The 23,532-nt window shown below is 70.1% G+C and carries 22 protein-coding genes; 9 read left to right on the top strand and 13 right to left on the bottom strand.

The window, feature by feature from the left end:
- Positions 1–8 precede the first annotated feature (8 nt).
- From OHA30_RS26735 to OHA30_RS26705, 7 genes are all read left to right on the top strand, one after another.
- A complete protein-coding gene (locus OHA30_RS26735) occupies positions 9–422 on the top strand; it encodes a roadblock/LC7 domain-containing protein (protein WP_205043647.1) in 414 nt (137 codons plus the stop codon).
- Between the two features lie 78 nt (positions 423–500).
- Positions 501–908, top strand: coding sequence for a DUF742 domain-containing protein (locus OHA30_RS26730; protein WP_093788885.1), 408 nt, complete (start codon positions 501–503; stop codon positions 906–908).
- Positions 889–1,494, top strand: a complete 606-nt coding sequence (locus OHA30_RS26725; protein WP_328916426.1) for a GTP-binding protein — start codon at positions 889–891, stop codon at positions 1,492–1,494. The genes OHA30_RS26730 and OHA30_RS26725 overlap by 20 nt, the downstream gene beginning before the upstream one ends.
- A gap of 464 nt (positions 1,495–1,958) precedes the next feature.
- Positions 1,959–5,129, top strand: coding sequence for a sensor histidine kinase (locus OHA30_RS26720; protein WP_328918007.1), 3,171 nt, complete (start codon positions 1,959–1,961; stop codon positions 5,127–5,129).
- Positions 5,130–5,138: 9 nt separating this feature from the next.
- Positions 5,139–5,552 carry a roadblock/LC7 domain-containing protein gene (locus OHA30_RS26715; protein WP_033173109.1) on the top strand — a complete coding sequence of 138 codons (414 nt, stop codon included), beginning with the start codon at positions 5,139–5,141 and terminating at the stop codon, positions 5,550–5,552.
- A 78-nt stretch (positions 5,553–5,630) separates the two neighbouring features.
- Positions 5,631–6,203, top strand: a complete 573-nt coding sequence (locus OHA30_RS26710; protein WP_328916425.1) for a DUF742 domain-containing protein — start codon at positions 5,631–5,633, stop codon at positions 6,201–6,203.
- Positions 6,184–6,762: a GTP-binding protein gene (locus OHA30_RS26705; RefSeq protein ID WP_326452080.1), complete on the top strand. Its 579-nt coding sequence runs from the start codon at positions 6,184–6,186 to the stop codon at positions 6,760–6,762. The genes OHA30_RS26710 and OHA30_RS26705 overlap by 20 nt, the downstream gene beginning before the upstream one ends.
- Before the next feature lie 88 nt (positions 6,763–6,850).
- On the opposite strand, the gene OHA30_RS26700 is transcribed toward OHA30_RS26705, so the two are convergent.
- The 12 genes from OHA30_RS26700 to OHA30_RS26645 form a co-directional block, all read right to left on the bottom strand.
- On the bottom strand, positions 6,851–7,066 hold the full coding sequence (locus tag OHA30_RS26700) for an acyl-CoA carboxylase epsilon subunit (protein WP_328916424.1): 216 nt from the start codon (positions 7,064–7,066) through the stop codon (positions 6,851–6,853).
- Between the two features lie 45 nt (positions 7,067–7,111).
- Positions 7,112–8,695 (bottom strand): acyl-CoA carboxylase subunit beta, encoded by a 1,584-nt coding sequence (locus tag OHA30_RS26695; RefSeq protein WP_328916423.1) that lies wholly within the window; start codon positions 8,693–8,695, stop codon positions 7,112–7,114.
- Positions 8,696–8,873: 178 nt separating this feature from the next.
- Positions 8,874–9,758 carry an HpcH/HpaI aldolase/citrate lyase family protein gene (locus OHA30_RS26690; RefSeq protein ID WP_328916422.1) on the bottom strand — a complete coding sequence of 295 codons (885 nt, stop codon included), beginning with the start codon at positions 9,756–9,758 and terminating at the stop codon, positions 8,874–8,876.
- Positions 9,755–10,870: an HpcH/HpaI aldolase/citrate lyase family protein gene (locus OHA30_RS26685; RefSeq protein ID WP_328916421.1), complete on the bottom strand. Its 1,116-nt coding sequence runs from the start codon at positions 10,868–10,870 to the stop codon at positions 9,755–9,757. The genes OHA30_RS26690 and OHA30_RS26685 overlap by 4 nt, the downstream gene beginning before the upstream one ends.
- Before the next feature lie 94 nt (positions 10,871–10,964).
- Entirely contained in the window at positions 10,965–11,459 is a 495-nt protein-coding gene (locus OHA30_RS26680; RefSeq protein ID WP_328916420.1) for a GNAT family N-acetyltransferase, read from the bottom strand.
- A gap of 178 nt (positions 11,460–11,637) precedes the next feature.
- Positions 11,638–12,168, bottom strand: a complete 531-nt coding sequence (locus OHA30_RS26675) for a hypothetical protein (protein WP_328916419.1) — start codon at positions 12,166–12,168, stop codon at positions 11,638–11,640.
- A 203-nt stretch (positions 12,169–12,371) separates the two neighbouring features.
- Positions 12,372–13,970, bottom strand: a complete 1,599-nt coding sequence (cimA, locus tag OHA30_RS26670; protein ID WP_328916418.1) for a citramalate synthase — start codon at positions 13,968–13,970, stop codon at positions 12,372–12,374.
- Positions 13,971–14,507: 537 nt separating this feature from the next.
- Positions 14,508–15,596: a branched-chain amino acid aminotransferase gene (locus OHA30_RS26665; protein WP_328916417.1), complete on the bottom strand. Its 1,089-nt coding sequence runs from the start codon at positions 15,594–15,596 to the stop codon at positions 14,508–14,510.
- A 188-nt stretch (positions 15,597–15,784) separates the two neighbouring features.
- Entirely contained in the window at positions 15,785–16,828 is a 1,044-nt protein-coding gene (locus OHA30_RS26660) for a 3-isopropylmalate dehydrogenase (RefSeq protein ID WP_328916416.1), read from the bottom strand.
- A 176-nt stretch (positions 16,829–17,004) separates the two neighbouring features.
- On the bottom strand, positions 17,005–17,208 hold the full coding sequence (locus OHA30_RS26655; protein ID WP_328918110.1) for a hypothetical protein: 204 nt from the start codon (positions 17,206–17,208) through the stop codon (positions 17,005–17,007).
- A 218-nt stretch (positions 17,209–17,426) separates the two neighbouring features.
- Positions 17,427–19,058 (bottom strand): L-glutamate gamma-semialdehyde dehydrogenase, encoded by a 1,632-nt coding sequence (gene pruA, locus OHA30_RS26650; RefSeq protein WP_328916415.1) that lies wholly within the window; start codon positions 19,056–19,058, stop codon positions 17,427–17,429.
- A 90-nt stretch (positions 19,059–19,148) separates the two neighbouring features.
- The gene (locus OHA30_RS26645) at positions 19,149–20,081 is read right to left on the bottom strand and encodes a proline dehydrogenase family protein (RefSeq protein ID WP_328916414.1); all 933 of its coding nucleotides are present in this window, start codon (positions 20,079–20,081) and stop codon (positions 19,149–19,151) included.
- A 208-nt stretch (positions 20,082–20,289) separates the two neighbouring features.
- On the opposite strand from OHA30_RS26645, the gene OHA30_RS26640 reads away from it, so the two are divergent.
- Together OHA30_RS26640 and OHA30_RS26635 are read left to right on the top strand one after the other, a co-directional pair.
- Positions 20,290–21,600 (top strand): PucR family transcriptional regulator, encoded by a 1,311-nt coding sequence (locus OHA30_RS26640; protein ID WP_328916413.1) that lies wholly within the window; start codon positions 20,290–20,292, stop codon positions 21,598–21,600.
- 164 nt (positions 21,601–21,764) lie between these two features.
- The gene (locus tag OHA30_RS26635; protein WP_328916412.1) at positions 21,765–22,520 is read left to right on the top strand and encodes a TnsA-like heteromeric transposase endonuclease subunit; all 756 of its coding nucleotides are present in this window, start codon (positions 21,765–21,767) and stop codon (positions 22,518–22,520) included.
- A 655-nt stretch (positions 22,521–23,175) separates the two neighbouring features.
- Here OHA30_RS26635 and OHA30_RS26630 read toward each other — a convergent pair.
- Complete coding sequence (locus tag OHA30_RS26630) at positions 23,176–23,391, bottom strand: hypothetical protein (protein WP_328916411.1); 216 nt, start codon at positions 23,389–23,391, stop codon at positions 23,176–23,178.
- Positions 23,392–23,532: the final 141 nt, after the last annotated feature.

Below are 23,532 nucleotides of genomic sequence, written 5' to 3'. Positions count from 1 at the left end.
TGAGTGCGATGAGCCAGGCGGCACAGAACCTGAACTGGTTGATCACCAACTTCGTGGACAACACCCCCGGGGTGTCCCACACGGTGGTGGTCTCCGCCGACGGCCTGCTGCTCGCGATGTCCGACGGATTCCCCCGCGACCGAGCCGACCAGCTCGCCGCCGTCGCCTCCGGCCTGACCTCCCTCACCGCCGGAGCCTCCCGCATCTTCGAAGGCGGAAGCGTCAACCAGACCGTCGTCGAAATGGAACGCGGCTTCCTCTTCATCATGTCCGTCTCCGACGGCTCCTCCCTCGCCGTACTCGCCCACCCCGAGTGCGACATCGGCCTCGTCGGCTACGAAATGGCCCTGCTCGTCGACCGAGCAGGAACCGTACTGACCCCGGATCTCCGTGCTGAGCTCCAGGGCAGCCTCATGCACTGAGCGAAGGAAGTCAGCGAGTCACCGCATGTTCTCGTTATCGCGCACCAGCAAGCACTTGCCCGGACACGGAGGACCCTCATGACCCCGCCACCCGCCTCGCCGGGCCCGTACGGCGCGTCCCACCACGCGCCGTACGGGGTGGAAGGCGACCAGCCGCTGGTGCGGCCGTACGCCATGACCGGTGGCCGTACCCGGCCTCGCTACCAGCTCGCCCTTGAGGCGCTGGTCAGCACGACTGCCGATCCGGCGCAGTACGCGGGGCTGCTTCCCGAGCACCAGCGGATCTGCCATCTGACGCGTGAGATCAAGTCGGTGGCCGAGATCTCCGCGCTTCTGGCCATCCCGCTCGGCGTGGCCAGGATTCTTGTGGCCGACCTCGCCGAGGCCGGCATGGTGGCCATCCACCAGCCGGGCAGCGGCGAAGCGGGCGGTCAGCCAGATGTGACACTGCTTGAGAGGGTGCTCAGTGGACTTCGGAAGCTCTAGATCGCAGCCGCAGCAGGCGTACGGCGCGCCGCCGGTGCGGTCCACGACCTCGGCGAAGATCGTGGTGGCGGGTGGCTTCGGTGTGGGCAAGACCACATTCGTCGGCGCGGTGTCGGAGATCAACCCGCTGCGCACCGAGGCGGTCATGACCTCGGCGTCGGCCGGGATCGACGATCTGAGTCACGTCCAGGACAAGACCACGACCACCGTGGCGATGGACTTCGGCCGTATCACCCTCGACGACGATCTGATCCTTTATCTTTTCGGCACTCCGGGCCAGGACCGTTTCTGGTTCATGTGGGACGACCTGGTGCGCGGGGCGATCGGCGCGGTGGTGCTGGTGGACACCCGCCGGCTGGCCGACTGCTTCCCGGCCGTCGACTACTTCGAGAACAGCGGACTTCCGTTCGTCATCGCCCTCAACGGCTTCGACGGACACCAGCCGTACCGCCCAGAGGAGGTCCGTGAGGCCCTCCAGATCGGCCCCGAGGCACCCATCATCACCACCGACGCCCGACACCGCGGCGAGGCCAAGAGCGCGCTGATCACGCTGGTGGAGCACGCCCTGCTGGCGCGTCTCAAGTAGGTGGCGGGCGTGGCGAGTTGCCACATCGCAGGAGCACGGGGACCCGTTGTGCCGACCGGCACGGGGGGTCCCCGTCTTCATAACATTTCGAGAGAGTTTCCACGGCCTGTGAACACTGCTCGCGCTCACCCGGTGCCACAGCGCGTACGTCTGTCATATGGTTTGACGGGGCTTTGGACTTATGCCCGTTTTATCTTTACCCTTCGGACGTCAGTTCCCCTGTGCCGGACGTTTGGCCGGTACCCCCATGACGTGCTGGAATTCGCAGAACCCGAGCGTAGGAACGGCCGTCGTTGCGCCGTCGCCGAGAGGTTGTTGGTCCAGTGAGGAACACGAGGCGAGCAGAAGCGGGTACCGATCAGGGCCCGCGGGGGAACTTCACGCCGCCCCAGCGTCCGGGCACCGGCCCCGACCCGGTGGCCGCGGAAGCTCCCGAGCCGCCCGGCCCCGGCGGCCGGTTCAGCATGCGGAACTGGCGGGTCGCCACACGTCTGAACGCGATTCTGCTGATCCCGGTGCTGGTCGCCCTCGTCTTCGGCGGCTTCCGGGTCAAGAGCTCGGTGGACACCTGGAACGAGGCGGAGACCGCGGTACGCACCGCGAACCTGGTCCGGGCCGCAGCCACGTACGGCAACGCGCTGGAGAACGAGCGGGACGTCACCGTCGTCCCGCTGCTCGCCGGCAAGCGGGAGTCGGCCACGGTGAGTTCGGCCTACGCCGCCACCGACAACGCCGCCCGCGACTTCAACGAGGCCGCGGGTCGCATACCCAAGGACTCCGACCTCCAGCGCCGGATGAACAACTTCCGCGTGGTCGAGCCCCAGTTGGCCTCCCTCCGCAAGTCCGCCTACACCGGCCAGCTGTCCGGTGTGCAGACCGAGGAGTGGTACGTCAGGATCCAGCACCCGCTGATGGAGCTGGCCAATGAACTCGGCTACGGCACCGACAACGGCGCCGCCTACGGCCGTACGCTCTACGCCGTCTCGCTGGCCAAGGCCGCGGAGTCGCTGACCCGGTCCATCGGGATGCACATCCTGGTCGACCCGTCGTCCACCTCGACCCAGCTCTCGCTCCAGCGGACCTCGCTCGGCTCGTACCAGTACCTGGAGACCATCGCGCTCGAGGAGTACGCGGGCGGCGGCACCGACGAGGACGCGCAGCGGCTCCAGGACGCGCAGAAGCAGGCGGTGGCCAAGGGCCAGGAGCAGATCACCGCGGCCCAGAACAAGGCGGTGGCGAGCCACTCGGCCTACGTCGTGCCGCCGGACCTGACCAAGATGGTCAACGACCTGGGCAACCCGGCCTACTCCCTGTCCCAGCTGCACGCCGAGGGCGTGACCCCCGAGTCGTACATGGCGGCCTCCACGCTGCTGTTCGAGGCGTACCGCTCGGTCGAGGTCCACCTCGCCGACCAGGCCACCACCAGCGCCGCCACGGTCGCCTCCGACGCCAGGCGGGACGCGCTGGCCAACTCGGCGATCGTGCTGGTCGCCCTGATCATCGCCTTCATCGTGGCCGGCCTGATGGCCCGCTCGATGAGCCGCAGCATGCGGCGGCTGCGCTCGGCGGCCTTCGACATCGCCGAGACCCGGCTGCCCGCGCTGGTCGACCAGCTGTCGCGTACCGACCCCGGCCGGGTGAACACCCAGGTCCAGCCGATCCCGATCAACACCCGGGACGAGATCGGCGAGGTCGCCCGCGCCTTCGACCAGGTGCACCGCGAGGCGGTCCGGCTGGCCGCCGAGCAGGCGCTGCTGCGGGGCAACGTCAACGCGATCTTCACCAACCTCTCCCAGCGCAACCAGGGCCTCATCCAGCGCCAGCTCACCCTGATCACCGAGCTGGAGAACAACGAGGCGGACCCGGACCAGCTGGAGCACCTGTTCAAGATGGACCACCTCGCCACGCGCATGCGGCGCAACGGCGAGAACCTGCTGGTCCTCGCGGGCCAGGAGCCCGGCCGCAACTGGAACCAGCCGGTGCCGCTGGTGGACGTGCTGCGCGCGGCCGCCTCCGAGGTGGAGGCGTACGACCGCATCGAGCTGGTCGGCATCCCCGACACCGACATCCACGGCAGCGCGGTCAGCGACCTCGTGCACCTGCTGGCCGAGCTGCTGGAGAACGCCACCTCGTTCTCCTCGCCGCAGACCAAGGTGCGGATCACCGCGACCCGGCTGCCGGACGGCCGGGTGATGGTCGAGATCCACGACAAGGGCATCGGCCTGACGGCCACGGACTTCGCGGACATCAACCACAAGCTGGCCGACCCGCCCACCGTGGACGTGGAGATCGCCAAGCGGATGGGTCTGTTCGTGGTCGGCCGGCTGGCCGAGCGGCACGGCATCCGGGTCCAGCTGCGCCCCTCGGGCGAGCAGGCCGGGACGACCTCGCTGGTCATGCTGCCCGAGCCGATCACCCACGGCGGTGGCGGCGAGGAGGAACTGCCCGAGGACGACCGGGACTTCACCGTCTCGCGGATCGTCCCCGAGCACACGGCCGTCGAGGAGGGCGCGGGCCTGCTGCGGCCGGAACTCGGCCACCAGCGCACGGCCGCGGAGCTCGGCTTCGACGACTCCCGCTACGAAGAGGGCAACTCCCTCGACCCGGTGGGCCGCTCGCTGCTCCGCGAGGAGCGCCGCGCCCAGCTGGGCGCCGCGGCCGCGGACCGCCAGGAGGACGTGCAGCAGCCCCAGCAGTCCCAGGAGCAACAGACGGCCCCGGCGTACGAGAACGGCGGCTACGAGCCCGCCCAGGGCGCCCAGGGCTACGACCAGAGCTATGACCCGGCCTACCAGCAGCAGACGTACGAGCAGGGCTTCCAGCCCGGCTACGACCAGCAGGGCTACGACGGCCACGGCTACAGCGAGCAGCCGGCCTCCGAGGGACTTGAGAGTTACGTACCGCAGCAGCCCCAACAGCCGGACCCGCAGCCGCAGAACGGTTTCTTCGGGCAGTCGTACGCACCTCAGTCGTACGACAGTTCCTTCGACTCCTTCGACCAGGGCTACCAGCAGCCGTACGACCCCGCCGCGTACACCCAGGGCGGCCAGGGCGGGTACGACGCCGGCTACCCGGAGGCGGAAGCGCGTCCCGCCGGTCACCAGGCGGAGTACTCCGGTTACTCCCCTGCTCAGGAGGGATGGCCGGCTCCGGAACCCGAGGTAACGGAATCCGTTCCGCCGCTCCCCCAGCAGCCGTCGGAGAGCGTAGTCTCGCCTTCGCTGACGGATGCCGGCCTGCCGCGCCGCGAACGGCAGCAACCGAGTTCACCTCAGGAACAGCCCGCTCAGGAGACCCCCGAGCCCGAGCCCGAGAACCCGCCGCAGCCGGACGGCACCGACTGGCGGTCGACCAACGACGAGAACTGGCAACGGGCCGAATCGGTCCGCGAGCCCAAGGCAGGCGGGGTCACCCCCTCCGGCCTGCCCCGCCGGGTGCCCAAGGCCAATCTGGTTCCGGGCGCCGCGGCGCAGACCCCGCAGGGTGGCCCACAGGTCTCCCGCGCACCGGAGGACGTACGCGGCAGGTTGAGTAATCTGCGACGTGGCGTCCAGCAAGGGCGCACTGCTGGAACTGACACGAACGGACAGGCCACCGATCGCCGATTCGGCGGCCCCCAGAACCAGGAGCGCTAGTTGAGTCCGATGAGCCAGGCGGCACAGAACCTGAACTGGTTGATCACCAACTTCGTGGACAACACCCCCGGGGTGTCCCACACGGTGGTGGTCTCCGCCGACGGCCTGCTGCTCGCGATGTCCGACGGATTCCCCCGCGACCGAGCCGACCAGCTCGCCGCCGTCGCCTCCGGCCTGACCTCCCTCACCGCCGGAGCCTCCCGCATCTTCGAAGGCGGAAGCGTCAACCAGACCGTCGTCGAAATGGAACGCGGCTTCCTCTTCATCATGTCCGTCTCCGACGGCTCCTCCCTCGCCGTACTCGCCCACCCCGAGTGCGACATCGGCCTCGTCGGCTACGAAATGGCCCTGCTCGTCGACCGAGCAGGAACCGTACTCACGCCCGATCTGAGGGCCGAACTGCAGGGCAGCCTGCTCAACTAACGTATGGGCGTGCGGGCTCGCCCGGGTACCTTCCAGGGGTCCGGGCGGGGCAACGCAGCCGTATCAGGAGGAGGACTCGTGAGCACGTCCCCCGGTGGAGATCCGTACGGCAGTCAGCATCAGCCGCCTCTTAACCCGTACGGCTACCCCTCGGCACCCACTCCGGAGCCCGAGCCGCAGTACCGGCAGCCGCGTATCCAGCCCTACGCGCCGCCGCAGGCTCCGCCGCCGCAGACCGCGCGGGGTGGTGCGGGTGCCGGTGGTGCGGGCCGGGGCGGTGGCACCGGCGGTGGTGGCCGCGCCCGTACGCCCTCCGGCCTGGTACGCCCGTACGCCATGACCGGCGGCCGCACCAGGCCGCGTTACCAGCTCGCCATAGAGGCGCTGGTCACGACCACCGCCGACGCCGAGCGGCTGCGGGGGCAGCTGCCGGAGCACCAGCGGATCTGCCTGCTCTGCCGGGAGATCAAGTCGGTCGCGGAGATCTCCGCACTGCTGACCATCCCGCTCGGAGTCGTCCGCATCCTCGTGGCCGACCTGGCCGAGGCGGGACTGGTCGCGATCCACCAGCCCGGTGGCGACGAGTCGGCGGGCGGCCAGCCAGATGTGACATTGCTTGAAAGGGTTCTCAGTGGACTTCGGAAGCTCTAGCGGCCCGACCCGCGCCACCACCTCCGCGAAGATCGTGGTGGCGGGCGGATTCGGCGTGGGCAAGACCACGTTCGTCGGTGCCGTGTCGGAGATCAATCCGCTGCGCACCGAAGCCGTGATGACATCGGCGTCCGCCGGGATCGACGACCTCACGCACGCGCCGGACAAGACCACCACCACCGTGGCGATGGACTTCGGCCGTATCACTCTCGACGAGGACCTGATCCTGTACCTGTTCGGTACCCCCGGGCAGGACCGCTTCTGGTTCATGTGGGACGACCTGGTCCGCGGCGCGATCGGCGCGATCGTCCTGGTGGACACCCGCCGGCTGGCCGACTGCTTCCCGGCCGTCGACTACTTCGAGAACAGCGGGCTGCCCTTCGTCATCGCCCTCAACGGCTTCGACGGACACCAGCCCTACGGTCCCGAGGAGGTCCGTGAGGCCCTCCAGATCGGCCCCGAGGCACCCATCATCACCACCGACGCCCGACACCGGGCGGAGGCGAAGAGCGCGCTCATCACGCTCGTGGAGCACGCGCTGATGGCCCGCCTGCGGTAGGTGGCGGTCCACACCACGCAGAAGGCCCCGCACCGGTCGGTGCGGGGCCTTGCGCGTGGTGCGTGCGGCTTGCGGCGCGCGGGGCTGCTCAGCCCTGCCAGGAGTGCGGGGCGCGGAAGCCGGGGGTGCGCTCCAGCCGGCGCCACTTGGCGGTGGACCGCAGCGGGCGGGCCGGGACGTCGCTCTCACCGGCGGCGGCGCGGACGAGCAGAAGCGCGGTGAGCGCGGCGAGCTCCTCGGGGTCGGCGTGACCCTTCTCGACTCGCACGAGGGAATCGGCGGGAGTGCTCAAGGTGGTCTCCATCGGGGAACCGTGGGTGAGGGCCATGGGTGGGAGTGGGCGCGGAGGCTACTGCGGCGGGTTGCCGTGCTTGCGCGACGGCAGGTCCGCGTGCTTGGTGCGGAGCATGGCCAGCGAGCCGATCAGCACCTCGCGGGTCTCGGCCGGGTCGATGACGTCGTCCACCAGGCCGCGTTCGGCCGCGTAGTACGGGTGCATCAGCTCGGACTTGTACTCCTTGACCATGCGGGCGCGCATGGCCTCGGGGTCGTCGGCGCCGGCGATCTGGCGGCGGAAGATGACATTGGCGGCGCCTTCCGCGCCCATCACCGCGATCTCGTTGGTGGGCCAGGCATAGGTGAGGTCGGCACCGATGGACTGGCTGTCCATGACGATGTACGCACCTCCGTAGGCCTTGCGCAGGATCAGCGAGATCCGCGGGACGGTGGCGTTGCAGTACGCGTACAGCAGCTTCGCGCCGTGGCGGATGATCCCACCGTGCTCCTGGGCGACGCCGGGGAGGAAGCCGGGGACGTCCAGAAGAGTGATGATCGGGACGTTGAACGCGTCGCACATCTGTACGAAGCGGGCCGCCTTCTCGGACGCCTCGATGTCCAGGACGCCCGCGAGCGAGGCCGGCTGGTTGGCGACGATGCCCACCACCTGGCCGTCGAGCCGGGAGAGCGCGCAGATGATGTTGGTGGCCCAGCGCTCGTGGATCTCCAGGTACTCGCCGTCGTCGACGATCTCCTCGATGACCTTGTGCATGTCGTACGAGCGGTTGCCGTCGGCGGGCACCAGGTCGAGCAGCGAGTCGCCGCGGCGGTCGGCCGGGTCCTGGGACTCCACGCTCGGCGGGTTCTCCCGGTTGTTCTGCGGGAGCAGCGAGAGCAGGTAGCGCACCTCTTCGAGGCAGGTCTGCTCGTCGTCGTACGCGAAGTGCGAGACGCCGGAGACCGAGGAGTGGACATCGGCGCCGCCGAGGCCGTTCTGGGTGATCTGCTCACCGGTCACGGCCTGGACCACGTCGGGTCCGGTGATGAACATCTGCGAGGTCTCACGGACCATGAAGACGAAGTCGGTGAGCGCCGGGGAGTAGGCGGCGCCGCCCGCGCACGGGCCGAGCATCACGCTGATCTGCGGGATGACGCCGCTGGCGCGGGTGTTGCGCTGGAAGATGCCGCCGTATCCGGCCAGCGCCGAGACGCCTTCCTGGATCCGGGCGCCGGCGCCGTCGTTGAGGGAGACCAGGGGGGCGCCGGCCGAGATGGCCATGTCCATGATCTTGTGGATCTTGGTGGCGTGCGCCTCGCCGAGCGCGCCGCCGAAGATCCGGAAGTCGTGTGCGTAGACGAAGACCGTACGGCCGTGGACGGTGCCCCAGCCGGTGATCACTCCATCGGTGTACGGGCGCTTCTCCTCAAGACCGAAGCCGGTGGCCCGGTGCCGCCGCAGCTGCTCCACCTCGTGGAAGGAGCCTTCGTCGAGCAGCAGGTCGATCCGCTCGCGCGCGGTCAGCTTTCCCTTGGCCTTCTGTGCCTCGGTCGCCTTCTCGCTCGGTCCGCGCCGGACCTCCTCGCGGATGGCGTGGAGCTCGGCGACTCGCCCGCGGGCGTCGTTCACCGCGACGGGCGCCTCTTGCGATGTGGTCATGTATCGACAGTACGAGCGAGCGCTCGGGAATGGGCCATAGGCTTTGTACAGTGTCCGACCGGTGTTCGTGGTGGTTCCCTACAGAGGCACCCGTCGGCGGGGCCTCGTCCACCAGGAACGAGACCCCGTACTTTGTCCGATTTGCCCAAGCAGATACCGCCGGACGGGCGGTCCCGGGTCAGCGGCCGGCCACCGCCTCGGCCAGCGCGAGCACCCGGCGGGCCTCGTCCACATGCAGGTTCTCGATCATCCTGCCGTCCACGGTGACCACCCCGCGGCCCTGTGACGTGGCCTGATCGAACGCCTCGATGATCCGCCGGGCCCGCTCGACGTCCTCCGGCGCGGGCGCGAAGATCCGGTTGCAGGGTTCGAGCTGCTTGGGGTGGATGAGGGTCTTGCCGTCGAAGCCGAGCTGCCGCCCTTGGAGGGTCTCCGCTTCGAAGCCGGTCAGATCGTGCACGTTGTTGTAGACACCGTCCAAGACGACCCGGCCGGTGGCGCGGGCCGCCAGCAGGGCGAGCGACAGCCCGGTCAGCAGCGGCGCCCTGCCCGGTACGTGCTCGGCGTGCAGCTCCTTGGCGAGGTCGTTGGTGCCCATGACGAGGACGGTGAGCCTCGGGGACGCCTCCGCGATCCGCCGTGCCTCGAACATCGCGACCGGCGTCTCGATCATCGCCCACACGGCCGTACGGTCGGGGGCGCCGGCCGCCTCCAGGGCCGCTTCCACGGCCCTGACGGTCTCGGCGCCGTCCACCTTGGGGACGACCACCGCGTCGGGGCCCGCCTCGGCGGCGGCCCGCAGGTCGTCGGCGTGCCAAGGCGTCCCCGGCGCGTTGACCCGGATGGTGACCTCGCGGTAGCCGTACTCGCCGCTCGCCGCGGCCTCGGCCACGCGCTTGCGGGCCTCCGCCTTGGCGTCGGGGGCGACGGAGTCCTCCAGGTCGAGGATGAGGGCGTCGGTGGGGAGGGTCTTGGCCTTCTCCAGGGCGCGTTCGTTGGCGCCGGGCATGTAGAGGACCGAGCGGCGGGGGCGGGGGGCGGTCGTCGGGCGGGTGGCGGTCATCGGGCGGCCTCCGGGTCGTGGGCGGGCTTCTGCGGGTCGGAGGCCGGGCGCTGGGCGGTCTGCCGGGCGGCCGCCGCGTACGCCTCGGCCAGCTCCGGGTCGCGGGCGGCCAGCGCGTCCGCGAGGTCGGCGACCACCAGGCACTGCTTGTACGTGGCGTCGTCCTGCATCTTGCCGTCGATCATCACCGCGCCCGTGCCGTCGCCCATCGCGTCGATCACCCGGCGGGCCCAGGCCACGTCCTCGGGCGCGGGCGAGAACACCCGCTTGGCCAGGGCGATCTGCACCGGGTGCAGCGTCCAGGCGCCGACGCAGCCGAGCAGGAAGGCGTTGCGGAACTGGTCCTCGCACGCCGTCACGTCCTGGATGTCCCCGAAGGGCCCGTAGTACGGCAGGATGCCGTGCGCCGCACACGCGTCGACCATCCTCGCGAGTGTGTAGTGCCACAGGTCCTGCTGGTACGTGGCCCGGGGTGTGCCGTCGGCGTGCGGGTCCTCGCGGACCAGATAGCCGGGGTGGCCGCCGCCGACCCGGGTCGTCTTCATCCGGCGGGAGGCGGCGAGGTCGGCCGGGCCCAGGGAGATGCCCTGCATCCGGGGGCTCGCGGCGGCGATCTCCTCGACGTTGGCGACGCCGGTCGCGGTCTCCAGGATGGCGTGCACCAGGATCGGCCGGTGGACCCCGGCCCTGGCCTCCAGCTGGGCCAGCAGCCGGTCCACGTAGTGGATGTCCTGGGCGCCCTCCACCTTCGGCACCATGACGACGTCGAGTCTGTCGCCGATCTCGGTGACCAGGGTGAGCAGGTCGTCCAGGGCCCACGGGGAGTCCAGGCTGTTGACGCGGGTCCACAGCTGGGTGTCGCCGAAGTCCGTGCCCCGGGCGATCTTCACCAGTCCGTGGCGGGCCGCCTCCTTGCGGTCGGCTGCCACCGCGTCTTCCAGGTTGCCGAGCAGGACGTCCACCTGGGGTGCGATGACGGGCACCTTGGCGGCCATCTTCTCGTTGCCGGGGTCGAAGAAGTGAATCATCCGCGAGGGCCTGAACGGCACTTCGCGCAGGGGGGTCGGCGCCCCCACGGCCAGCGGGCGGAAGAAGTCCTTCGCCGAGCGCATACGTACTCCCGGTTGTCGGTCGAGGGTGGGGAGGTACTGCCTGACGTGCTGCCTGACGTACGGCGCTCACCCTATGACCGGCCCGGCCGCGCGATTACCCGTCAGTACCTGTGCCGTTGGTCACCGGGGTCCACCGCAGGGTCATGTCCGGTTCGTTCTCCATGTTCCGCGAACCGTCGTTGAGGTCCACCACCGTGAAGCCGTGGCGTGCGTAGAAGGCGCGGGCGTCGGTGTTGCGCTGGAAGACGTGCAGGGACAGGCCGGCCGGGCTGAGCGCCTTCGCCTCGGCGAGCAGGAGGGTGCCGATGCCCTGCCGGCGGCTGTCGGGCAGCAGATAGAGGTGCTCCAGCCAGTCCTTCTCGACGGCCGCGTAGCCGACGAGGGCGCCCTCGGACTCGGCCACCCATACGGTGCCCTCGGCGAGCAGGACGTTCTTCACCCACCGCACGACCTCGGCGTCCGAGCGTTTGCGCGGCGGGAGGTACGGCATCGTCACCTCGCGGGAGGTGCAGTGCACATGGGCGATGGCAGCGGCGTCGGCGGGCCCGGCCGCGCGCACGACGATCTTCTTCTCAGCGGTGTCCGTCACGCAGGCACCGTACGGCCGCGTGGCACCGCCGCACGAGCGAATTAAACAGGTTGACCGGTTGCCGCCCTGGGGGACTTCACGTCCGGCGCCGCGCGGTGCGGCACGGCGCGGACGTGGGAGGCCCGCATCGGGGGAAGGGGGGCCGATGCGGGCCGTGGTCGCGGGGGCCGGAGAGGCGTCAGCAGCCGCCGCAGTTGTAATACGTCGCGTCCCAGTGGTTCCCCTCGTCCGCGTACAGATTCCCCGACGCGGCCTGCCACTGCTGGTAGCCGTCGCCGCGCAGTCCGATGTACGTGAACGCGTTGTGGACGTAGTTGTTCAGGCAGGTGTTCTTGCCGTAGTCGAGCTTGTAGCCGTTCCAGTGCGAGTACGTGCCGTCGGCGTGGCCGGTCTCGGTGCCGCCGGTGATGTTGATCGCGCAGCCCGTGGCGTGCTTGAGGGTGACGGCGCCCTGGGCGGTGGCCTGGTTGAGCTGGTCGAAGGACGTACAGGTCGAGACGTTCCGGTTGGAGCAGCCGCCGGAGGACGACCAGGTGATCCCGGCGCCCCGGAACATGCTCTCGGCCTGCGCCTGGGTCAGCTTGGTGACGGCGAAGGCCTCATGGGTGGCGGCCATGCCGACGCCGGGGGCGAAGAGCACGGTGGCGAGAAGCGTGGAAGCGCTGATCAGGGAGCGGACGCGGGGTCGCAGACGCGGTTGTGGGCTCATGCGAACTCCTCCTGCCGAGTGCGGCTGTTGCCGCTGGGGGTGAGGGTGTGCAGGTGGCGCATGAGGAGTGTGCCCGAGTTCTACGCGCGTCCGCCAGGGCTGGGCACATGAATTCCCCCTCCGGACCTGGCCTTTCGGACGCCGCAGCACCAATCGCCCCCGCCCGGGGTGGGGCCGGGTCCGGGCGGGGGCTGGGGTGCGGGCTACTCCTGGGGGTCGAGGCCCGCGCGGAGGAGGCCGTAGGCGTACGCATCGTCGAGGGCCTGCCACGACGCGGCGATGACGTTGTCCGCCACGCCGACCGTCGACCACTCGGCGCCGCCGTCCGTGGTGGTGATCAGCACCCGGGTGGTGGAGTCGGTGCCCGAACGCCCCTCCAGGATGCGGACCTTGTAGTCGACCAGGGCGAAGGACGCGAGCTGCGGGTAGATCCGTTCCAGCGCGGACATCAGCGCGCGGTCCAGCGCGTTGACCGGGCCGTTGCCCTCGGCGGTGGCGACGATCCGCTCGCCCTTGGCCCACAGCTTGACCGTCGCCTCGTTGGCGTGGGTGCCGTCGGGGCGGTCCTCGGTGATGACCCGCCAGGACTCCGTACGGAAGAAGCGGCGCGCCCTGCCGTCCACCTCGGCGCGCAGCAGGAGCGCGAAGGAGGCGTCGGCGGCCTCGAACGTGTAGCCCTTCAGCTCGCGTTCCTTGACGCGGTCCACGACCCGGCCGACCAGCTCGCGGTCGCCCCCGAGGTCGATGCCCAGCTCCTTGCCCTTGAGCTCGATGGAGGCCCGGCCGGCCATGTCGGAGACCAGCATCCGCATGGTGTTGCCGACCTGCTCGGGGTCGATGTGCTGGTACAGGTCGGGGTCGACCTTGATCGCGGAGGCGTGCAGCCCCGCCTTGTGCGCGAAGGCGGAGACACCGACGTACGGCTGGTGGGTGGCGGAGGGCAGGTTGACGACCTCGGCGATGGCGTGCGAGATCCGGGTCATCTCGCCGAGCGCGCCCTCGGGCAGGACCCGGCGGCCGTGCTTGAGTTCGAGCGCGGCGACCACCGGGAAGAGGTTGGAGTTGCCGACCCGCTCACCGTAACCGTTGGCGGTGCACTGGACGTGGGTGGCGCCCGCGTCGACCGCGGCGAGGGTGTTGGCGACGGCGCACCCGGTGTCGTCCTGGGCGTGGATGCCCAGCCTGGCGCCGGTGTCGGCGAGCACAAGACCGGTGACGGCCTGGACCTGGGCGGGCAGCATCCCGCCGTTGGTGTCGCACAGGACGACGACGGACGCGCCGGCCTCGTGCGCGGCCCGTACGACCTTGGTGGCGTACTCGGCGTTCGCGCGGTAGCCGTCGAAGAAGTGCTCGCAGTCGACGAAGACCCGGCGGCCCTGGGAGACCAGGTAGGAGACGGTGTCCCGGACCATCTCCAGGTTCTCCTCCAGGGTGGTGCGCAGGGCCAGCTCCACATGCCGGTCGTGGGACTTGGCGACCAGGGTGATCACCGGGGCCCCGGACTCCAGCAGCGCGTTGACCTGCGGGTCCTCGGCGGCCTTGGCGTTGGCGCGGCGGGTCGCGCCAAAGGCGACGAGCGTGGCGTGCTTGAAGTCCAGCTCGGTGGTCGCACGGGCGAAGAACTCGGTGTCGCGGGGGTTGGCTCCTGGCCAGCCGCCTTCGATGAACCCCACCCCGAAGTCGTCCAGGTGCCGGGCGATCGTCAGCTTGTCGGCGACGGTGAGGTTGATTCCCTCGCGCTGGGCCCCGTCGCGCAGCGTGGTGTCGAAGACGTGGAAGCTGTCGTCCAGTTCGGCGGTCATGGCTGTCGTAACTCCTGTCGGGTGAGTGGGTTACCTCCGGCCGGGACTGCCGTCCGGAGGTTCCGACTCCACTTGCCCCCATCATCCCGCGCGCCTTTCGTTTGCCGGTACGGGTGGTCCGGGAAACGAAAAAACCTCTCGCGGATGCGAGAGGTCTGCACGCGGGTCTGGGGCACGATGACGTTTCACTGGGATGAGCGAGAACGTCACTGCGGACCGGCGTGCCTGCTGCCAATAATCATCGTGGCGTACGAGAACACGTATGCAGTCTTGCATACGGGTGCGGGATACGGCGGGGCGTCTCATTATCCGGGCTCGCGCCCGAGGGTGCGCCCCGACAGGGGCGCTGGGGGCACCCCCGGGCGAAGCCTGGGGGCGGAACTGCGCGCTCAGCCGGTCACCGGCCTGAGGACCGGACTCCGCCGTAACCGTGACGGCGCTACCCGGTCTGCGGCGCCGCGGTGGCCGTTCGCGCAGTTCCTCGCGCCCCTAACGGGGCCGCTCAACGCGGCCGCAGCCACGCCCCTTACGGGGGCGCTATGCGCCCAGGGGGTGCATCCAGGTGTGGGGGTCGGCGGCGCGGCCGGTCTGGATGTCGAGGAGCGCGGAGCGCAACCGCATCGTCACCTCGCCCGGCTCCCCGCCCGCGACCGTCCAGTCCGCCCGGGTGGACTTCACCGAGCCGACCGGTGTGATCACCGCCGCCGTACCGCAGGCGAACACCTCGGTGATCGACCCGTCCTCGTTCCCCCGCTTCCAGTCGTCCACGCTGATCCGGCCCTCGCCGACCTCGTAGCCGAGGTCGGCGGCGATGGACAGCAGCGAGTCACGGGTGATGCCGGGCAGCAGCGAGCCGGTCAGCTCGGGCGTCACGATCCGGTTCCCGTACACGAAGTACAGATTCATGCCGCCCATCTCCTCGATCCAGCGGCGCTCGATCGCGTCCAGCCAGACGACCTGGTCGCAGCCGTGCTCGATGGCCTGCGCCTGGGCGACGAGGGAGGCGGCGTAGTTGCCGCCGGTCTTGGCCGCGCCGGTGCCGCCAGGGGCCGCCCGCACGTACTCCTCGGAGAGCCAGACCGAGACGGGCTTCACACCGCCGGAGAAGTAGGCGCCCGCCGGGGAGGCGATGACCAGGAAGAGGTATTCGTTGGCCGGCCGCACCCCGAGGCCCACCTCGGTGGCGATCATGAACGGCCGCAGATAGAGCGACGCCTCGCCCTCGCTCGGCACCCACGCCTTGTCCTGCCTGACCAGCGCGTCGCACGCCTCGATGAACGTCTCGACGGGCAGCTCCGGCATCGCCAGCCGGCGCGCGGACGCCTGGAAGCGCAGCGCGTTGGCCTCCGGCCGGAAGGTGGCCACGGAACCGTCGGGCTGGCGGTACGCCTTCAGGCCCTCGAAGATCGTCTGGGCGTAGTGCAGGGTCATGTTGGCCGGGTCGACGGAGAGCGGCGCGTACGGGACGAGCTGCGCGTCGTGCCAGCCCCGGCCCTCGGTCCACTTGATGGTGACCATGTGGTCGGTGAAGTGGCGGCCGAACCCGGGCGCGGCCAGTACGGCCTGCCGGTCGGCGTCCGACAGCGGGTGCGAGGAGGGCTTGAGCTCGATCGTAAGCGTCGTCATGTCTGTGTCCTTCACCGTCTCACCATGGTCACCGTATGGCCCCTGTGGTCCGTGTACTCGTCTGTACGGGGTCTGCCGGGAGCGCCCGGATGCGCCAGATACTAGGACGTCCGAGTTTCCCGTCATAGCGCGGCCCCACCACCCGATTATCACAGTGGTGGGGCCGGTCACCTACATCATGGGTGGGGTCAGCCGGACACCCGGGCGGCCAGCGCGTCACCGATCGCCACCGTGGAACGGGCGGGCAGGCCGCCGCGCTCGGCGAGGTCCGCGTGTACGGCGGCGTCGATCCGGGCCGCCTCGGCCGCGTAGCCGAGGTGCTGGAGCAGCAGCGACACCGACAGTACGGTCGCGGTCGGGTCGGCCTTGGACTGGCCGGCGATGTCCGGGGCCGAGCCGTGCACGGGCTCGAACATCGACGGGAAGGTCCTGGCCGGGTTGATGTTGCCGCTCGCGGCCACGCCGATACCGCCGGAGACCGCCGCGGCCAGGTCGGTGAGAATGTCGCCGAAGAGGTTGTCGGTGACGATCACATCGAACCGCTCGGGCTGCGTGACGAGGAAGATCGTCGCCGCGTCCACATGCAGATAGTCGGTGCTGACCTCGGGGAACTCGGTGCCGACGGCCTCGAAGATGCGCGTCCACAGGTGACCGGCGTGGACCAGCACATTGTTCTTGTGGACGAGCGTGAGCTTCTTGCGCGGACGGGCCTGGGCGCGGGCGTACGCGTCGCGGACGACCCGCTCGATGCCGAACGCCGTGTTGAGGCTGACCTCGGTGGCCACCTCGTGCTCGGTGCCGGTCCTGATCGTGCCGCCGTTGCCCGTGTACGGGCCCTCGGTGCCCTCGCGGACCACGACGAAGTCGATCTCGGGGCTGCCCGCGAGGGGGGTGCTCACACCGGGGAAGAGCTTGCTCGGCCGCAGGTTCACATGGTGGTCGAAGGCGAACCGCAGCTTGAGCAGGAAGCCGCGCTCCAGGACGCCGGACGGGACCGAGGGGTCGCCGATGGCGCCGAGCAGGATCGCGTCGTGCGCTTTGAGCTGCTCCAGATCGTCGTCGGTGAGGGTCTGGCCGGTGGCGTGGTAGCGCTTGGCGCCGAAGTCGTACTCCTTCGTCTCCAGCTTGACGTCCTGCGGGAGCACTGCGGAGAGGACCTTGAGGCCCTCCGTGACGACTTCTTGGCCGATGCCGTCACCGGGGATCACTGCGAGGCTGATGCTGCGAGACATGCGGGTACCTTACTCCGCGTCCCAGCCTGTGACATGGGGTGTCCGCATGTCGGACGGGCTGCGCTCAGGCGCCGCGCGGGCTTCGCTGCCCTCAGACGCCGGGCGGGCTTGTTCCTGCCCTCAAACGCCGGGCGGGCTTGGATGGGTGAACCTGCGCGGCCCCGCAAAGGCGAGGGTCAGTGTTCGTGGCCGGTACTGCCGCCGTTGTCACGGCGGTCCATGCTCCGCTGGAGGGCGCGCAGGGCGTTCTGACGGGCGGATTCGTCCATGGTGATCAGCTCCTGGAAGAAATCGGAGGAGTCGGTTTCGCCACAGAACGGCGGACGGCCGGCGCCGCGGGGGTGACCCGCGTAGAAGGGCGCCTTGCACACATCCGTCACTCGCTCGATAGAGCGGGAACGTTCGGCTTCTACAAAGCTAGGACAGCGGAGCCGTCCTGTCGCCACAGTTACTCGGACTTCCTACTATCTGAGACGGAGAATGCACCCGCATGGACCGCGCCCGCCTCCCCAGGGGTACGGGAGGCGGGCGCGACATTCAGGAGACAGCCGGGAAAACCGTCGGGAACTGTCAGGAAAGCAGCCGGGAAAAGGGCAGGTCAGCCCTGGTGCGGGTAGTGGTAGTCGGTCGGCGGGACCAGGGCTTCCTTGATCGACCGGGTGGACGTCCAGCGCATCAGGTTCTGCGCGGCGCCCGCCTTGTCGTTGGTGCCCGAGGCCCGGCCGCCGCCGAAGGGCTGCTGGCCGACGACCGCGCCGGTCGACTTGTCGTTGATGTAGAAGTTGCCCGCCGCGAAGCGCAGCTTGGCCATCACCTCGGCCGCCGCCGCCCGGTCGCGGGCGATGACCGAGCCGGTCAGCGCGTACGCCGAGACGGACTCCATCTGGGTGAGCACGGCGTCGAAGTCGGCGTCCTCGTAGACGTGGACGCCGAGGATCGGGCCGAAGTACTCGTCGCGGAAGATCTCGTTCTCCGGGTCACCGGACGCGAGCACGGTCGGGCGGACGAACCAGCCCACCGAGTCGTCGTACGTACCGCCTGCCACGACCTCGACGCTCGGGTCGGCCTTGGCCCGGTCGATGGCGGCCTTGTTCTTGGCGAAGGCGCGCTCGTCGATGACGGCGCCGATGAAGTTGCTCAGGTCGGTGACGTCGCCCATGGTGATGCCGTCGACCTCGGCCGCGAACTCCTCCTTGAAGCCGTTCTCCCAGATCGAGCGGGGGATGTAGGCACGCGAGGAGGCCGAGCACTTCTGGCCCTGGTACTCGAAGGAGCCGCGGGTCAGCGCGGTCTTGAGCACCGCCGGGTCGGCGGAGGGGTGCGCGACCACGAAGTCCTTGCCGCCGGTCTCGCCGACGATCCGCGGGTACGACCGGTAGCGCTCGATGTTCTCGCCGATCGTGCGCCACAGGTGCTGGAAGGTCCTGGTCGAGCCGGTGAAGTGGATCCCGGCGAGGTCGGGGTGGTTCAGCGCCACCTCGGAGACCGCGATGCCGTCGCCCGTGACCAGGTTGATCACACCGTCCGGCAGGCCGGCCTCGCGCAGCAGCCGCATCAGCAGCACGGCGGAGTGCGTCTGTGTCGGGGACGGCTTCCACACCACCACGTTGCCCATCAGCGCGGGGGCGGTGGGCAGGTTGCCCGCGATGGCCGTGAAGTTGAACGGCGTGATCGCGTAGACGAAGCCTTCCAGCGGCCGGTGGTCGAGGCGGTTCCACACGCCGGGCGAGTTGGTCACCGGCTGCTCGGCCAGGATCTGCCGGGCGAAGTGGACATTGAACCGCCAGAAGTCGACCAGCTCGCAGGGACTGTCGATCTCGGCCTGCTGGGCGGTCTTGGACTGCCCGAGCATCGTGGAGGCGGCGATCGTCTCCCGCCACGGCCCGGCCAGGAGTTCGGCGGCGCGCAGGATGATCGCGGCGCGGTCGTCGAAGGACATCGCGCGCCAGGCGGGGGCCGCGTCGAGAGCCGCCTTCACGGCGTCCTTCGCGTCCTGGGTGGTGGCGTTGCCGTAGGTGCCGAGAGCGGCGCCGTGGTTGTGGGGCTGTACGACGTCGAAGCGCTCGCCACCGCCCATCCGCTGCTCCCCGCCGATGAACATCGGCAGGTCGACCGGGTTTCCGGCCAGCTCCTTGAGCTTCGCTTCGAGCCGGGCGCGTTCCGGGCTGCCGGGCGCGTACGAGTGCACCGGCTCGTTGACCGGCGCGGGGACCTGGGTCACGGCGTCCATGGAGCGTGTCTCCTTGTGGGAAGTCGGTCGGGGCGGGCGGGCGGAGAATCAGGGGGTGCCGGGTGCCGGGTACCGGGTGGCGGGGCCGGGTCAGCGGGTGCCGGGCACGAACGAGCGGAGGAAGAAGGCAAGGTTCGCCGGGCGCTCCGCGAGGCGGCGCATGAAGTATCCGTACCAGTCTGCGCCGTACGGCACATAGATGCGCATACGCAGCCCTTCGTCCGCGAGGCGCCGCTGCTCGGCGGTCCTGATGCCGTAGAGCATCTGGAACTCGTACGAGTCGGGCAGCCGGCGGTTGCGGGCGGCCAGCTCCTGGGCGATGGAGATGATCCGCGGGTCGTGCGAGCCGACCATCGGGTAGCCGTCGCCCGCGAACAGGATCCGCAGCGCGCGGACGTAGGCCCGGTCCACGTCCCCCTTGTTCTGGAAGGCGACGCTCGCGGGCTCGTTGTAGGCGCCCTTGACCAGCCGCACCCGCGACCCGGCGACGGCCAGCGCGCGGGCGTCGTCCTCGGTGCGGAAGAGGTACGACTGGAGGACCGCGCCGGTCCGCGGGTGCTCGCGGCGCAGTTCGTGGAGGATCGCCAGCGTCGAGTCGACGGTGGTGTGGTCCTCCATGTCGAGGGTGACCGTGGTGCCGATGTCGCTCGCCAGCGCGGCGACCTCACGGACCCCGGCGAGCGCGATGTCGTGACCGCCGTCGGGGAGGGCCTGGCCGAAGGCCGAGAGCTTGACCGAGACCTCGGCGCGGTCGCCGAGCCGGTCGTCCCTGAGGGCTTCCAGCAGCCGCAGATACGCGTCGCGGGTGGCCTGGGCGGTGGCCTTGTCGGTGACGTCCTCGCCGAGGTGGTCGAGCGTGACGTCCAGCCCGCTCGCGGCGAGCGCCCGGACGGTGTCCATCGCCGGGTGGAGCGCGTCGCCCGCGACGAATCGGTTCACCACAGGGCGGGTGACGGGCGCGGCGGCGACCACGCGGCGCATACGGTCGCTGCGCGAGGCGGCGAGCAACACGGGACCGAGCACGAGGTCCTCCTGGCGGGGGTGTGACAGGGACTTTTGCCCGTAGCGCCCACGGGGTTCTGCGGGCGCTACGGGTCAGTGCGGGCCGGGCTGTTCCGCTGGGTTTCACGGAACGCGGCCGACAACGGAAATCTAGAATTCGTCTTCCCCGTGAACCAGCGACACCTGTCACGTGTCCGAGTGCCCTCCCTCATACAGATGTATGAGGGCGATGGGGGACAATGGACGCGTGCCAGGTGAGTACGGTGATTTCCAGGATCTCGTGGACGAGGTGTCGGCGCTTCTCGGCGCCCCCGCGACGCTGGAGGACCGGGATTTCCGGTTGATCGCGTTCGGGGTCCACGACAGCGACGACTCGGCGATGGACCCGGTCCGCACCCGGTCCATCCTCACCCGCCGCTCCACCGCGGAGGTGCGGGCCTGGTTCGAGCGGTTCGGGATCGCCCGCGCCACCGGCCCGATCCGTATCCCGGCCGCGCCCTCCGCCGGGGTGCGCCGCGGCCGGCTCTGTCTGCCCGTACGGCACGGGGGCGTGGTTTACGGCTATGTGTGGCTGCTGGACGAGGCCGAGCACTCCCCCGCGCAACTGGTGGCCGCGATGTCGGTCGCCGCGCGGATCGGTGACCGGCTCGCCGAGGTCGCCCGTACCGGCAGCGACACCGGGCTGGCGCTGCGCACCCTGCTCACCGCGACCGCGCGCTCGGCCCGGGAGGCGGCCGAGGACGAGCTGCGCGCGGCGCTCGGCCCTGACGCGGACGAGCCGCACGCGCTGCTGTGCGTACGGCTGCCCGCCCCGGCCGCCCCGGACACGTCGGCGGGCGTCCCGCCGCCCGCCGACGTGACCCGGCTGAACGGTGTCCGGTCGATCGGCAGCGCGGGCCGTGCGGGGTGGGGCCGCGAGGCCGCGCCGCCGGAGCCGGACGGGGGCCGCTGGGGCGGGGTCGAGCTTCCGGCCGTACGGGTGATCCCGGCCGCCGCCGCGCTCACCCGGGTGTCCGGGGGCACCGGCGGGACCGATCTGGTCGCGCTGCTGGTACGGCTGCGGTCGGCGCATGTGCTGGCGCCCGCCCGGACCGCGGGGGCCCGGCTGCTGGACGCGCTCGGCGTGCCGGAGGCCGTCGCGGGGGTCAGCGCCCCGCGTGCGGCGCTGGCCGAACTGCCCGACGCCTGGCGGGAGGCGACGGCGGCCGCGCGGGCCGCGCACGCCCAGCCGCTGCTGGGGCCGATCGCGAAGTGGTCGGGGCTCGGCCCGTACCGGCTGCTGACCGCGCTGCCCACCGATGTCCCGCCCGACCCGGCGGTCGCGCCGCTGCTGGCCCCGGGGCACCGGGAGCTCGCGCACACCGCCGAGGTGTTCCTCGACCACGCGGGCCAGGCGGGCCGTACCGCGACCGCGCTGGCCATCCACCGGCAGACGCTCTACTACCGCCTGTCCCGGATCGAACAGCTCACGGGCCTCGACCTCGCGGACGGCGAGTCCCGTCTGCTGCTCCACATGGCCCTGAAGGCGGCCCGCCTCTGACCTCGTCTAGGATCCGCAGTTTCGTGAGCACTTCCGCGTGATCATGAGCACCGTTCGAGCATTTCCGCGTAATCATGAGCAGTGACTACGTTCAGTAGCTGTCAGTAGTCGACTGTTTACGATCTTCCGGTTTAGGCGGTGCGTGGCGTTCGCATCGTTCAACTATGGCGACAGAGCGTCCACGCAAGGGCCACAGCACGCGCACGGTCCCGACGGCGTCGATCCGGTACGGGGACGGATCGACTCGTGAGTTCCCATTCGCTCAGCTCCGGTTGAGGGATTTCACCGAGTCCGAACCGTGGCGCCGGGTTCGTTCGGTACACGGGAAGGCGCACTACTCGGGCGACTACGCGTCCTCGACGACGGGCGGTCAGGTCGTCTACGAAAGTCGGCTGGAGCTGGCGCGTCTGCTGCTCGCCGACTTCGATCCGGTGGTGTGCGGCATCTTTGCCCAGCCCTGTCGCATGGTGGCGCGGATCGACGGCAAGGTGCGCAGTCACGTTCCGGACTTTCTCCTGGTGATGGGTTCGGCAACGGTGCGCGTCGTCAACGTCAAACCGGCCTCACGGCTTGAGGACCCCAAGGTCGTGCAGGCGCTGGCCTGGCCGAGGCAGCTGATCGAGCGGCATGGCTGGGAGTACGAGATCTGGTCGGGGGCAGAGCAGACGCTCGTGGAGAACGTCAGGTTCCTGGCCGCCTATCGGCACCCAGGAGTCGTGCCCGATGACGAGGTCGAGCGGGCCTGGCAGGAGGTCGTTGATGGTGAGGAGATGGCTCTCGCCGAGCGTCGTCTGGCGGGCGGCCGGCCTCCTGAAGAAGCCCGTCCGGCGCTGATGGCGCTGTTGTGGGCGGGGCGGCTGACCACGGACCTGGCGGCCCGGCCACTGTCGGGTGAGTGCGTTCTGTGGAGGCATGGATGACCGAGTGGACGACAACGCTGCGGCCCGGTCTGCCGATCAGCTTCGACGGTGAGCAGTTCACCGTCGCGGAGATCGAGGGCCGACGGATTCTCCTGCGGCAGTCAGGGCTGGCCGGGCCACCGAAGCTGAGGCAGGTCGACATCTCGGTGCTGCTCTCCCATCCCACCACCGCGGTCTTGGTGTCGGTCCCGGAGGAGGTGACGGCGGCTGCGGCTGTGCTGAGTGGTCTGGCCGACGAGGAGGACGACGAGCTGACAGTGAAGGTCCAGCACCTCCAAGAGGTCCTCACCGGGTACCGGCTCGGCGACGCTGCGCTTGCGCTGGAGGGAGAGCCGCGTGCGGACTTCGCACCAGGGAAGCCGATGCTGCACCGCTACGCCGTCAAGGCCGCCGAGCTCGGTGTCGGGGTTAGTACGGTCCGCCGGTGGATGGCGGCGCTGAAGAAGTCGGGCCCGGCCGGACTCGTTATGGACCGGCCGGTACGCAATGTGGTGGAGCGGGCGGATCCCCGCTGGGTGGAGATGGCCGAGTCAGTCTTGAAAGCGAACGTCAAGGCGAGTCGCCCGGTGCGGGGGCTGATCCTGACCGAGATCGAGGAGCGACTGGTCAAGGAACACGGGAAGGGCACGGTTCCGCTGCCGGCTCGCACGATGGGCTATGAGCTGCTGCGGCAAATGTCCAAGGGGACCAACGCCTTCGAGGGCAGCACGAAGGGGAAGCGGTCGATCGCGGATGGTCCGCAGGGCACGTACGGCAGGCTGCGTGCCACTCGGCCGGGCGAGTACGTGGTGCTGGACACCAACAGTCTGGACGTCTTCGCGATGGAGCCGGTGACCTGCCGGTGGGTGCGCTGCGAACTGACCGTCGCCATGGATCTGTACAGCAGGTGCATCGTGGGGCTGCGGCTGACCCCGGTGTCGACGAAGTCGGTCGATGTCGCGGGCGTGTTGTACGAGACGGTGCGTCCACGTGAGGTCCGCGCGGACGGCGGGGAGCCGCTGCCGTACTGCGT

It is taken from the genome of Streptomyces sp. NBC_00223 (assembly GCF_036199905.1).
Classification (GTDB): Bacteria; Actinomycetota; Actinomycetes; order Streptomycetales; family Streptomycetaceae; genus Actinacidiphila.
This window is presented reverse-complemented; position numbering and strand designations above follow the sequence as displayed.